This window comes from Acinetobacter silvestris, from assembly GCF_002135235.1.
GTDB classification, from domain to species: domain Bacteria; phylum Pseudomonadota; class Gammaproteobacteria; order Pseudomonadales; family Moraxellaceae; genus Acinetobacter; species Acinetobacter silvestris.
Map to the genome: position 1 here is coordinate 13,631 of NZ_NEGB01000009.1, position 13,135 is coordinate 26,765.

General features: G+C 37.7%; 9 protein-coding genes and 1 pseudogene. 1 reads left to right on the plus strand and 9 read right to left on the minus strand.

Going from position 1 to position 13,135, the window contains the following annotated elements; translation table 11 throughout:
- Nucleotides 1-52: 52 nt before the first annotated feature.
- The 8 genes and pseudogenes from B9T28_RS13085 to B9T28_RS13120 form a co-directional block, all read right to left on the minus strand.
- A complete protein-coding gene (locus B9T28_RS13085) occupies nucleotides 53-976 on the minus strand; it encodes a LysR substrate-binding domain-containing protein (RefSeq protein ID WP_086204430.1) in 924 nt (307 codons plus the stop codon).
- 543 nt (nucleotides 977-1,519) lie between these two features.
- The gene (locus B9T28_RS13090) at nucleotides 1,520-2,437 is read right to left on the minus strand and encodes a DUF535 family protein (protein WP_086204431.1); all 918 of its coding nucleotides are present in this window, start codon (nucleotides 2,435-2,437) and stop codon (nucleotides 1,520-1,522) included.
- Between the two features lie 488 nt (nucleotides 2,438-2,925).
- Nucleotides 2,926-3,885, minus strand: a complete 960-nt coding sequence (gene cntB / locus B9T28_RS13095) for a carnitine monooxygenase, reductase subunit CntB (RefSeq protein ID WP_086204432.1) — start codon at nucleotides 3,883-3,885, stop codon at nucleotides 2,926-2,928.
- 40 nt (nucleotides 3,886-3,925) lie between these two features.
- Complete coding sequence (locus B9T28_RS13100; RefSeq protein WP_086204433.1) at nucleotides 3,926-5,377, minus strand: NAD-dependent succinate-semialdehyde dehydrogenase; 1,452 nt, start codon at nucleotides 5,375-5,377, stop codon at nucleotides 3,926-3,928.
- Nucleotides 5,378-5,465: 88 nt separating this feature from the next.
- Complete coding sequence (gene cntA / locus B9T28_RS13105; protein ID WP_086204498.1) at nucleotides 5,466-6,581, minus strand: carnitine monooxygenase subunit alpha; 1,116 nt, start codon at nucleotides 6,579-6,581, stop codon at nucleotides 5,466-5,468.
- Between the two features lie 51 nt (nucleotides 6,582-6,632).
- On the minus strand, nucleotides 6,633-7,592 hold the full coding sequence (locus B9T28_RS13110; RefSeq protein ID WP_086204434.1) for an alpha/beta hydrolase: 960 nt from the start codon (nucleotides 7,590-7,592) through the stop codon (nucleotides 6,633-6,635).
- Nucleotides 7,589-9,241: a BCCT family transporter gene (locus B9T28_RS13115; RefSeq protein WP_086204435.1), complete on the minus strand. Its 1,653-nt coding sequence runs from the start codon at nucleotides 9,239-9,241 to the stop codon at nucleotides 7,589-7,591. The genes B9T28_RS13110 and B9T28_RS13115 overlap by 4 nt, the downstream gene beginning before the upstream one ends.
- Nucleotides 9,242-9,268: 27 nt before the next feature.
- Nucleotides 9,269-10,380, minus strand: a pseudogene (locus tag B9T28_RS13120) (tartrate dehydrogenase).
- Between the two features lie 103 nt (nucleotides 10,381-10,483).
- Here B9T28_RS13120 and B9T28_RS13125 point away from each other — a divergent pair.
- Nucleotides 10,484-11,464 carry a LysR family transcriptional regulator gene (locus tag B9T28_RS13125; RefSeq protein WP_086204437.1) on the plus strand — a complete coding sequence of 327 codons (981 nt, stop codon included), beginning with the start codon at nucleotides 10,484-10,486 and terminating at the stop codon, nucleotides 11,462-11,464.
- A 69-nt stretch (nucleotides 11,465-11,533) separates the two neighbouring features.
- On the opposite strand, the gene B9T28_RS13130 is transcribed toward B9T28_RS13125, so the two are convergent.
- Nucleotides 11,534-12,718 (minus strand): porin, encoded by a 1,185-nt coding sequence (locus tag B9T28_RS13130; RefSeq protein ID WP_086204438.1) that lies wholly within the window; start codon nucleotides 12,716-12,718, stop codon nucleotides 11,534-11,536.
- Nucleotides 12,719-13,135 lie beyond the last annotated feature (417 nt).

Genomic DNA, 13,135 nt, shown 5'->3' on the forward strand with positions numbered 1-13,135 from the left:
AATGCCGTGTTAGTAACACAATGATGTCATTTACAATGGAAAGGCAAGCTCATTAAGTTAAACCTTTCTCTCCCACTTTCCCAGGTAACTGCTCCAATAGCCAACAACGAAACTGTTTAACACTCGGAGGAATTACTCCTCTATCACTAGGTTCGAGCATACTAAAATTTGCTTCAGTTCTTAATACCGTTTCTATTGGACGAACTAAAGCACCACTCTTTAAATAATCATCAACTAAAGAACCCCATGCCAATGCAACACCTTGACCATTAATTGCAGCTTGCAATAACATCGGATAGTTATTGATATTTACTCTATTTTTGGGCTTAATTAGAGGATAGTTTACCGCTTCAAACCATTCTGCCCAAGTAATCCAATCCTTCTGTGAATCGTCTAAATAAAGTAAACTTTTAGCGAATATATTTTCACATTCATCATCTTGATTGAATTGTGAAAGATAGCATGGACTACAAACAGGAAATACTTCCTCTGGAAATAAAGTGGTAACTTTCATATTAACAGGAGGTATTCGACAATAAAATAAAGCCAAATCAAAATCCATTTTAGATAAATCTTGAATATTTTCTGTAGTCAATATTCTTAAATCAATTCCTTCACTTTGTTGAAAAGAAGCAATTTTAGGTAGTAGCCAAAGTGCTGCCATCGCATTAGTTGTTGCAACCGTGACTTGATGTTCCCCCTGCCATTTCTTTATCTCAGCAGTTGCCTGTGCAACATCTAATAACGCACTATAAATTGTCTTATAGTATTGCAATCCTGTAGGGGTTAAAAAAATATTTCGATTTGCTCGAACAAATAATTCCTTCCCCAAATACTCTTCCAACTGTCGAATCTGTCGACTAATGGCACCTTGTGTAACATTCAGTTCATTTGCTGCCTGAGTAAAGCTAAGGTGGCGAGCGGCTGCCTCGAATACAATAAGGCTATTCATAGGTGGCAATGGTTTGATTTTCATGGACACTCCTAATTTGTCCTACACTTCCATTTCTAACATTGAACCGAGATTAAATTATCATCAGCTTCGAATTCTTACTTAAATTCACTCTCCTTTAGTTTTTAAATCTAAAGTTTTACTTGAAAATTTTTTTCGCAAAAAAAATGTCATATATAGACATGAATAAAAGTATTTAATTGCTCCAAAAAATGCTGTCTTAAAGACAATGCTGAGTAAATATGACGGCTCAATTTTGTAACATCAGCTAAGATATCGATATTCATTGATTCTGACAAATGCTCTCGTGCCTACTCCAAAACTTAAGTCATACTAGAAATAAAATTCAGTTTTAGATTTATCCGTAAATATTCCTGTGAAGTACGTTTTTTTCAACGTCTAAGTTGGCAAACAAGCAAAAGAATAGACCGACAATTGGTCTTTAATGCTTGTAATTATGTAATTGGAAAGTTTTGACCTACGAATGTATGCATGACGATTTCTCCTTTTGATGAGTTCGATATACCATTGGATATCTGAGCAAACGTAGGTTTGTGCAATACAGCCTTAAAAATTATCAACTATTTTTAAAACAATAAGTTTTTCCACACTTTGATCAACCAATTGATCAAGAATAAACTGGCGTTTACGGTATTGACTTCGTTTTTTAGATGGAATGCTTTCTAAATCAATCTGACTACTCAATGGTTTGAAAGCGAAATTTCCCCAAGAATCTGATTCAGCACCAAAGTCCATCCAAAACTCATCCATATTCGTTTTTACACGTTGACGCCAACGTTTTTTACGACTGCTTTTAAATGCATGATTTTCATTAGAAACACCAACCATATTTTCTACTTTATAAAAATCACACAATACTGATAAGCCATGTAGCATCAATTGTTTTGGACGTAACCCATACAAGTTTTTCGTTAGCTGTTTAATCCCTTCTGGATTGGTAATATCACGTTTCCCCCCCTGCAAACCACCAACAAAAAACGTGGGTTGTCCATTCAACACAATATAGGAAAAAGTCAGCGTATATTGAATCGTATCATTCAATTTTAAGAGTAGCCCCATTTCCCCTTCATGCTCAAAATCTGCTCTGAACTGCAAATATAAACCCAACTGCTCATTTTGATCTTCATTTTCAATAACATGTGACCATAGCGCAACTTCACGCTGCACATGATAACTTATATCTATATTTGCAAAAAACCAATCATAATGCTGCGTTAAACATAATAATCTTTGCCTATCAACAAGATTACCACTTAAATAGGGGTACTGTACTTTAAGGTATAGTGGTCCTTTATAATCATTTTTCCAATCTACTATTTGTGGTGTCGAATTTAAATATGACACCCAAGCATAATTTGTTTTCCACTTCAATAAGAAACGAAAAATATATCTAATATATTTTTGATAAGATAATTGTGTAATAACGATTGGATCAATTAACCAATAATGAATAGCTTTGAACATAATAAAAAAACTCAAAACAAATAGCGTATAAACTTTAGTGAAATTATTATATTTCCAATATCAAGATATTTTTTATGCGCTTAAATTAAGCTATTCCGATACATTTTTCAACCAAAAATTAAGGCATCAAAAGACACCTTAATTTTAATTTTTTAAGTGAACCGACTGCTGTAAAGCTTTATGAATACCCTCAACCTAGGTTAGATTATGGATTTTCGTCTCTGATTGAGTTTCTTCAGAGTAAAACTTTTCAACACGATACAAACCTTATTCACTACGAATCTCAAACGTAGAAAATTGCATCGCACAGGTTTATTCCATCTCGAAGCTGACTGAGCCTGCAAAGCGTGTTTCGTGCAATAAAACCCTCTAAAACATCAACATTAAATAAATGACTTAACTGTTTAAAGATCTCAATAACAAATCATGCTAGCGATACACCCCACTAAAATACAATTGAGCTCTCGCTCAATTGTTAAGAAATAATATTAAAGATCAAGTGTGATTTCTTTACCTTTTGCACGTGAAACACAAATCATCATAGACTGTTGCGAGGCTTTTTCATCATCACTTAAATATTGGTCATAATGTTCTGCTTCACCTTGCAAAATTGCAGTTTCACACGTTCCACACACGCCCTCACGACATAAACATTCAACATCAATATTTAAAGATTCAATCGCCTGCAGAATGGTTTGATCTGCCATCACTTCAATACGTTGGTTTGATTTAGCCAGTACCACCGTAAACGCTTCACCATTTTCAGGGATAGTTGAAGCAAATTGCTCCCAATGAATATTTTCATCACGATAACGGTTTTTATTACAGGTATCGATGACTGCATCAATCATTGGCTTAGGCCCACACACATAGACATGTGTTCCTTTTGGTTGACCTGCAATCAGTGCACCCAAGTCCAGTTTAGAGCCTTCACTGTCAATATAACTAAAGACTTTATCGCCATGCTGGCTTTGTTTGAGTTCATCTAACAATGCTGCATGTTCAGGTGCACGAAATGCATAGTGCAATTCATAATTTACACCACGCTCAAGCAGTTCATCCATTTGCGGAATAAATGGCGTAATTCCAATCCCACCTGCAATTAAAATATGCTTTTCACCATGCGGTGACAGTTCAAATAAATTTTTGGGTGAAGAAATTTCAAGCTGAAAATCTTTTAGACATTGATCATGCATAAAGATTGAACCGCCCTTGCCTTCTGCATCTTTACGTACACAGACTTGATAGGTCGATAAATCTTTTGGGTTACTCATGAGTGAATAAGCATTTGAAAGCTGATCGTTCATTTTCACAATAATATGGCTTCCACCTGTAAACGCCGGAAAGTTCTGACCATCTTGGCGTTTAAAGGTAAAACGTTTAATGAGCGGTGTGAGTTGTTCCACTGTAGTCACTACAGCAGGAAACATTTGATAACTCTCAGTCATTTTTAAATCCTAATTTTGCAATACTACGGTGTTTAAAAACTTAAACACCAAGACATAAGTATTTGATTGTCATAAATTCCTCTAAACCATATTTAGAGCCTTCACGACCAACACCAGATTGTTTCACACCACCAAATGGCACAACTTCATTTGAAATTGCAGTGGCGTTCATTCCGACCATGCCATATTCTAGTTGCTCTGAAACCTTGAAAATACGAGAAATATTTTCTGTATATATATAAGCTGCCAAACCCAAAATGGTGTCATTTGCTTGTGCAATCACTTCTTCATCAGTTTCAAAACTAATCAATGGTGCAACAGGGCCAAAAATTTCTTCCCCGACAATCTCCATAGATTGATCAACATTAGTAAGTACGGTTGGTTCAAAGAAACTATGGCCTAGTTCATGCTTTTTACCGCCACAGGCAATCGATGCACCTTTAGCACATGCATCATCAATCAATTTTTGTGCCTTAAGGACTGCCTTTTCATTAATTAAAGGACCAATTTGGGTGCCTTCATCCAAGCCATTACCCACTTTCAATGCTTTAACTGCAGTAACAAATTTTTCGCTAAATGCCTTATAAATATTTTTATGTACATAGATACGATTGGCACAGACACAGGTTTGACCTGCATTACGATATTTCGCAAGCATTGCACCTTGTACCGCTTTATCTAAATCAGCATCTTCAAAGATGATCAGAGGTGCATTCCCACCAAGTTCAAGTGCCAATTTTTTAATGGTTGGTGCACATTGTTGCATCAATAAACGACCCACTGGCGTCGAGCCTGTGAATGTTAATTTTTTCACTTTTTCATGTGAGGTAAACACTGCACCAATTTCAGCAGACTTACCTGTAATTACATTAATAACACCTTTGGGAATACCGGCCTTTTCAGCAAGTTTTGCAAGTGCAAGTGCACAATACGGCGTTTCATTGGCAGGCTTAATTACAATAGTACAACCCGCAGCAAGTGCTGGTGCAGCTTTACGCGTAATCATCGCCAATGGGAAGTTCCACGGGGTAATGGCAGCAACCACACCCACAGGTTCTTTCACCACCAAGAAACGTTGACCTGCATTGGTCGTCGGAATCACATCACCATAGATCCGTTTGCCTTCTTCGGCAAACCATTGAATAAATGAAGCCGCATATTTGACTTCACCTAAAGCTTCAGCAAGCGGCTTACCTTGCTCAATCGTCATAATTCGTGCCAATTCATCGGCATGTTCTAAGGTTAATTTATGCCATGCTAAGAGTAGATCTGCACGTTGTTGTGCAGTCAGTGCTTTCCAAGACTGTAAAGCACGGTGTGAACTCTCAACCGCTTGTATCGCTTCAGCTTGTCCCATATTCGGAATCGAGCCAATTTCTTCCTGCGTCGCAGGATTGGTGACTTTTACATGGTCTTTATCTTGAGCTTCAACCCATTGGCCATCAATAAAAGCGAGTTGTTGAAATAATTCGTAATCTTGTAATGCTGACATTTTTATATCCTAATGCGTTTTTACTCAAGTTAGGGTTTATTCAAATGAGGAATGAACCCACTCCTCATTTCTCGTTCTTCACAGCAAATTATTGGTGATGTTGTGCAACCAAGTTTTGGAAATACGCAAGACCATGTTCACTAATGCCTGAACGCTCTCTATCCGTCATAATACGCCCTTGACCACGATATCCACGAGATTTCAAACCACGTTGTACACTCTCGACCAACTCTAAATCTTCTGGACGGAATACATTTCTGTACCATTCGATTAAATCTTTTTGATCTTGCGTCAATTCTTCGTTGGTAAAATAGATATCATAATGTTGCAATGTCGTTTCAGCATCCATAGGAAATTCATAAATCACCGTCATGAAGTTACTGCCCGGCGGTACATTGAACATCGTACTTGGCCAAGTCCAAAAACCATGAAATTCTGGATCGGTAATCGATGGATCTATTTTAAATGACTTTTCTGAAGAACGTGCATAGCCATACTGTAACGTCCAGTTTTGATGCGTGGTATGCCAATATTTATCCACTTGCACCGAGTCAGTAAAACCAGGATGTGCTGGGCCACAGTGGTAACATTCAAGATAATTATCGACAATCACTTTCCAGTTCGCAGGCGTTTCTGTGACAAAACGAGCAGCCAGCTTAAGGTCTTTAACCACGGTACATGCTTCTGCAAGTTTAGCCGCAAAACCTGGTAATTGATCTTCTACACACGTTGCATTTTCATCTATATTAATGAAAACGAAACCTGCATATTCTTCAACTTTAAGCTGTACCATGCTTGATTTTTCTTTGTCGAAATTTTCCACATGATCACAGTTACGCGCCAACGCAAGGCTACCATCTAATTTAAATGTCCACGCGTGATACGGGCAAGTAATGACATTTTTAGCTTTACCACTGCCACTAAGTAACTCGTGACCACGATGCGGACAAACATTATAAAATGCTCGTAGCACCATATCTTTACCGCGAATAATCACGATATTTTCACCAATGACTTTACGGGTAATGTAGTCATTTGATTTTGCCAACTCACTACCATGTGCTACACAAAGCCAGCTTTTTGCAAAAATTTCTTCTTTTTCACGCTCATATACTTGTGAAGAGGTATAAAAAACTTTTGGAAATGTCCATGCATTATCAGGATCTACACAAAAGTCTTGCGGTAATGTTTCAATTGAACTCATGTTCTTAACTCCATCCATTTTATTCATAACTTTTAAATTTCTTTGCATCATTTATGATTTTTCAATCATGTGTTTTATGCTTATCAACATCTCTTGATATAGCTTCTGCACTTCTGGACAATCACGCATTAAACGTAATCCGCCATGCAAAACACCTTTAGCCACATGAAAATGATTTTCTATTCCTGCTTGCGTCAATTGCTCTGCAAAATACTTACCGTCATCTGATACAGGATCAAACTCTGCAACAGCAATGAAACTTTCAGGCATATCCGAAAAATCATGGGCAAGTAATGGTGCTAAACGTAAATCATTCCATTGCGAATCATCGGGTGCATATTCACGTAAATAATACTCACAATCTGCACGGGTCAATAACGGCGCTTGTGCATGTAGCGTATAAGCGGGTAAATCAAAACGAGTGGTCAACATCGGATAAATCATCACCAAGCCTTTTGCCTGCTGACCTGTATGCTGTAAAGCCACCGTTACGGCTGCCGCTAAATTCCCACCTGCGCTATCACCTGCAATAATGATGTTATCGGCATCAATATTCCATTGATCGGCGTGTGCTTTAAGCCATGTATAGGCAAATTTGCAATCATCATGTGCAGCTGGAAAATGATGTTCTGGCGCTAAACGATAATCGACACTCAGCACAGCAATATTTAAATCTTGGCAAATGTAACTCAATAGAAATTCATGTGAATCTAAACCACCAACCACAAACCCGCCACCATGAAAATACAGCACACACGGCCAACCTTTTGCTGGCGCTTGTACAGCTTTCGGTCGATATAATCGAACAGCAACAGTATGGTCTGCATTTTCAAGATCATGATCTTCAATCTCAATCTTGCCATCTGCTGGCAATGTATAGTGTCTACACATTGCATCATAAGCTGCTCGACTGGAATCTAGATCAGAATCTGCTGGGCTATACACACTGCTCCAGTAAACTAGACTTTGCATTTCTTCACTAAGAACATACTGTGTATTTGGGGTTGTCATGAGATTTCCCTTTTAAGATTTTCACGTACCAACTCTACAGGTTTCAACACTTCGATGTGTGCATCACGATAGTCCACATGATCAGCAGTTGATTCTGTTTCTTCAAAACTTTTTTGTTCAATCAGATGGGAAGGAATTTTTGAATAATCCTCAATTAACCACTTAATTAAACCGTAAGTTTGAATCAGAATAATCACAATAAACGGTAATGCTGTCACAATTGTAGCGGTCTTCATGGTATCCAGCGGTGCTTTTGAGAAAATCATCGCGATAGGAACCAAAGTCAGCATCACACACCAAAATAAACGTGCTTTCGGTGAAGGATCTTGCCCTTCTTCTAAACCACGAGTACAGGTTGCACTCACAGCATAACCAACAGCATCCATGTGTGCAGCCAAGAATATCACCATGATGCCGAGGAAAATCCACATCATAAATTGACCTGCAGGTAACAGACTTAATAACTGACCAATTGCAACTTCACCACCTTGCTGGCTTAAAATATGTGGCACATTCACAGCACCATGAATAAAGTTGTAGACACTGAAGTTTTCAAATACACCAAAGACAAACCACAAGCCCACACTGCCGCCGACAACCATGGCCAAAATAATTTCTTTAATGGTACGACCCTTAGAAACACGAGTCACAAACAATGCAACACCCGGTGCATATGAAATCCACCACAACCAATAGAATACTGTCCATTCACGTGTAAACTTTCCATCTCCCATTGGATCAGTAAATAAACTCATATCGACAAAATTGGTCGCCATTAAGCCAAAACTCATCAAGGAGTTATTTAAAATAAATTGTGTTGGGCCAAAAATCAGCACATAAACAGCAAATAACACCACACCTAAACAAACCATGCTACTCAGGCGTTTCATGCCATTTTCCATACCCACATATGAGCTGAGCGCAAATACGACAGATACAGCTAAAATAATAATCACTTTAGTGGTAAAGGTATTGGGGATACCTGTCAAGAGCGAAAGAATATTGGTAAAGGTTACGGCTGTCAGCACTAAGGAAATCGTCAATGCGCCAAACATACACAGTAAGAACAACACGTCGACCAGACGCCCAACTACACCAGTGGCTTTAAAGCCTGTGACTGCCTCAATAATAGAAGCTAAGCTAAGGCCTTTATTCTTACGCACATGAAAGCTATAGCATAAGGATACTGAAGCAAGCGCATAAATCGCCCATGCACTCGCACCCGAATGGAAGAAGGAATAGGCCACACTGTATTTCAATGCTTCCGCAGATTCAGGGGTTAACCCTAAACCAGGGGTTTGATAATAGTATGCCCAGTCTAAAAAGCCCCAATACAAACTTGAAGATCCAATGCCCGAGAGAATGAACATAAAAATCCAAGATGTGGTGCTATATTCAGGCTTACCCTCACCCATTTTGATTTTGCCATATTTACTAAATGCCAACATCATGGTGAAAATAATGGATAAAAAAGCAAATAATAAAACGGGTGTGGTAAAAATTGAGGTCGCCCACAGCATCATTTGAGCGGCTAATTTAATCGATGCTTCAGAATAAATCGCTAATCCTGCGACTAAGATAAACACGAACGATAAACTGGTTATCGCAAGCACTTTATCTGTATAAATTTTTGGTTTTTGATTTTCCATATCAACAAATCCGTTTTAAATGGATATTTATTCCATGACAAATAAGTCCATCATTTTTTAGTAATCAATGATGCGATCGCATCTCCAACTTCGTGCGTTTTTGCAGTTCCACCAACATCCGCTGTTTTTGGACCATTCACTAAGACATGCTCAATAGCTTGCATAATGTCTTTACTTGCATCTTCAAAGACTTGTTCACCATTACCCAAGAATTCAAGCATCATTGCGCCTGACCAAATTGCAGCAATCGGATTGGCAATGTTTTGACCGAAAATATCAGGTGCTGAACCATGTACTGGCTCAAACAAGGATGGGAAATTACGTTCTGGATTTAAGTTTGCTGAGGCTGCTAAGCCGATCGTTCCTGTACATGCTGGACCTAAATCAGACAGGATGTCACCAAATAAGTTTGATGCCACAACAATATCAAAACGTTCAGGTTGCAGGACAAAACGAGCGGCTAAAATATCCACATGTTGCTTATCGGCTTTGACATCAGGATAGTGTTTTGCCATTTCATCAACACGCTCATCCCAATATGGCATGCTGATCGCAATCCCATTAGACTTGGTTGCGGCAGTGATTTTTTTAGCGTCACGCTTATTTGCCATTTCAAAAGCGTATTTTAAAATTCGGTCTACACCATGACGCGTAAATACTGCTTCCTGCAATACAAATTCACGGTCTGTACCTTCAAAGGCTTTACCACCAATGGCTGAGTATTCACCTTCACTGTTTTCACGAACCACAAAGAAATCAATATCACCCGGTTTTTTATCAGCCAGTGGAGATTTCACCCCCGGCATTAAACGTACAGGACGTAAATTAACATATTGATCAAAACGGCGACGGAATTGTAATAAAGATCCCCATAATGAAATATGATCAGGAACTTTATCTGGCCAACCCACAGCGCCAAAGAAAATTGCGTCGTATTGCTGTAGAGTCTCGAACCAGTCATCTGGCATCATCTTGCCATGCTCTAAGTAGTAGTCACAGCTTGCCCAATCAAAAGCATCCATTTGCAGCGCAATATCGTACTTTTGTGCGACAGCCTTTACAACCTTCACGCCTTCAGGTAAAACTTCTAAACCAATGCCATCACCTGCAATCGTGGCAATTTTATACGTCTTTTTCATACCGTCCCTTGACTCTATTTAGTTAACTCCTTACCAGCTATTAACATGATCGTTTCACCTAAAATGATCAACCTTCAAACCATCAGTCTAATGGACACGGATCGTGAATAATTTACCTAACCTATCTGATTTTAAGGTTTTTTGTGTTGTAGCAAAGCGTCGAAGTTTTGTCGAATCAGCGGAAGAACTTGGCTCATCGCCTGCTTATGTCAGTAAGCGGATCAATATTTTAGAAACAAATTTAAACTGTAAACTTTTTCATAGAAGCACGCGGCATGTCAGCCTTACGGAAGATGGCAAATTAATACTAGAAAAAATAACCCATATATTGGATGAGTTTGATGAGCTAAGCGAACTGGTCAACAACCCACAGAGTTCGCCAACGGGACATTTAGATATTGTCAGTAGTTTTGGTTTTGGCCGTAAACATGTTGCGCCCATTCTGTCTAAATTACTGAATATGTACCCTAAACTCACCCTGCACTTCAATACTATTGATAACACCAAGGACTTGATTCAACACAGTATTGATCTGGATATTCGAATTGGTAATGAAATTGCACCCAACATGATTGCGAAAAAATTAGCCTCAAACTTTCGTATTCTATGTGCATCACCCAGTTATTTGCTCAGAAATGGCATTCCCGAAACAATTGAAGACTTACAACATCATGACTGCTTAACCATTAGTGAACGAGATCAATCTTCTGTTTTACTCAAATTAAGACACAAAAATGAAGATATCGTGACCCATGTGCGACCACGCTTTGTGTCCAATAATGGTGAAATCATTCATCAACTGGCAATTGATGGACAAGGTATTATTTTACGTTCTGTTTGGGATGTTGCAGAGGAATTACTTTCAGGAAAACTACAACATATTTTGCCTGAGTATTGGCAAGATGCTGATATTTGGGCGGTTTACCCATCACGGTTAAAAACTTCATCTAAACTGCAGACTTGCATTTTATTTATTCAGCATGAATTATCCAATCGACTTCAATCCATTCAAAACTTAAATCGGGGTGAATTAATTTCACCAGTAGACAATATTCGCCCGAAAACTGAAAAAGTTTTTTTATAACTGAAAATTTTTATAACATAAAAAATCGCCCAGATTGGATGGGCGATTTTTTCAGTCTAAACTATGCTTTTAAAAATAATAACCTAAAGACAAATAGAACAACTGATTCCAACGATTACTATCGCCTTGTGCTAAACCATTACCACTACCACCTGTCATTGGGTCATTCTTGCTCCAAATATATTCACCCTGCACCCCAATCGATTTGTAATTAAAATAAACACCAGCCATGAGACGTTCTGAATCGTTAAAACCTGACTCATCTTTTAAAAATTGACTATAGGAAATATAAGGTTTGATATTTTCAAGTTTAAACAGTGGCTCATCCACAGCGTAACTTAATTCATTCACCACAAATTTAGCCTTGTTTGCCACTTGGTATGGAAAATCAAATGCGCCAATGGTTGAATACTGCGGATGTAGATCATCGGCATTTTTGATATCTTGCGCACCTGCTACAAATAACCATTGCCACGCATTCAATTCGGTCAATGCAAACACATTCCAAGCATCGCGAGTACCATCAAGATGTGTTCTTTTATTTTCTAAATCGGAATGCCAATACGACGCACCAATTTCAGTTTTCAAAGCGTAGTCTTTATTTAAATCAATTTTTTTGGAAGCACGTCCAATCCACATATTTTTTTCTTCAATATTGGTTCCTTCATTTAAGTCATCGGCTTGAACGAAGTTACCCGAATATCGGCTGGAATCTTTTGAAGTCCCTTTATAATTACCACCATCTCGTGGATAAAACCCAAGTGCTAAATTATAATCTTCATTTTTAAAGCGATATTTAACACCTAAATTTTGAATATCTTCAAGACCGACAGTATTCAGAATAGTTTCATAAAAACTATTGCCCCACAAACGATCATAGCCAAAATCAACAAATTGTAAGCCGACCGTTAAACGTTGTTCATCATTGAACTTATAGCCTGCCCAAGCATCTTTTAAGAATACGGCATCACACAACGAGTCATATTGATAACATCGGGTGTCGACTGAGGCAATCCAATTTGGATTTTCATAACTTAAGACCAATTTAATATCTGAAAGTTTCCAATCATCATTCTTGGTTCCTTGTATCGCTTTATCAACATAATCTTTGTGTAAAAAACGAGTTCGTACTGCACCTGAAACCTTGAACTGACCTTCTTCGGTAGCAATATCCCCCCAAGCCAAATTTTCTGCAAAACTGCAGGAAGCAAAAAACAGTGAAACTAATCCTATTGAAACTACCGACTTTTTCATTTTTAACATCCCTGATAAAGACACTAAAATGAATAGTTTTTATACTTGAATCAATTGGGAAAATATCGATTCAAAATTCACGAAATGTGTTTAATAGAAATTAAAGTTTAAATAAAATAGACTTGGCTGTAAAAATGATGACTCATTGCAACGTTTTTTATCAATAAGAATAACAGTAAAAATTAACAGAGCATTCTTTGTGAAATATTATTTTGTATAATAATTAATCAAAATACTATTATTGATATTCTTAATATCTCAAATACAGTGAAACTTTTTTAAAATACAATATAAAGTCAAACTCCTTTTATAATTTAACTCAAGAATACAGTTTAAATTTAGTAACAATGATCCAAAAAAGACAGCACGGAATCCTCTATATTTTGATAAAGATAAGCTTAGATCAGGCAATCTCTA

What these genes read in the sequence shown, in the direction of transcription:
- cntA (WP_086204498.1), bottom strand. Translation starts at nt 6,581, where the DNA reads ATGAGTTCAATTGAAACATTACCGCAAGACTTTTGTGTAGATCCTGAT.
- B9T28_RS13110 (WP_086204434.1), bottom strand. Translation starts at nt 7,592, where the DNA reads ATGACAACCCCAAATACACAGTATGTTCTTAGTGAAGAAATGCAAAGT.
- B9T28_RS13090 (WP_086204431.1), bottom strand. Translation starts at nt 2,437, where the DNA reads ATGTTCAAAGCTATTCATTATTGGTTAATTGATCCAATCGTTATTACA.
- B9T28_RS13115 (WP_086204435.1), bottom strand. Translation starts at nt 9,241, where the DNA reads ATGGAAAATCAAAAACCAAAAATTTATACAGATAAAGTGCTTGCGATA.
- B9T28_RS13130 (WP_086204438.1), bottom strand. Translation starts at nt 12,718, where the DNA reads ATGAAAAAGTCGGTAGTTTCAATAGGATTAGTTTCACTGTTTTTTGCT.
- B9T28_RS13085 (WP_086204430.1), bottom strand. Translation starts at nt 976, where the DNA reads ATGAAAATCAAACCATTGCCACCTATGAATAGCCTTATTGTATTCGAG.
- cntB (WP_086204432.1), bottom strand. Translation starts at nt 3,885, where the DNA reads ATGACTGAGAGTTATCAAATGTTTCCTGCTGTAGTGACTACAGTGGAA.
- B9T28_RS13100 (WP_086204433.1), bottom strand. Translation starts at nt 5,377, where the DNA reads ATGTCAGCATTACAAGATTACGAATTATTTCAACAACTCGCTTTTATT.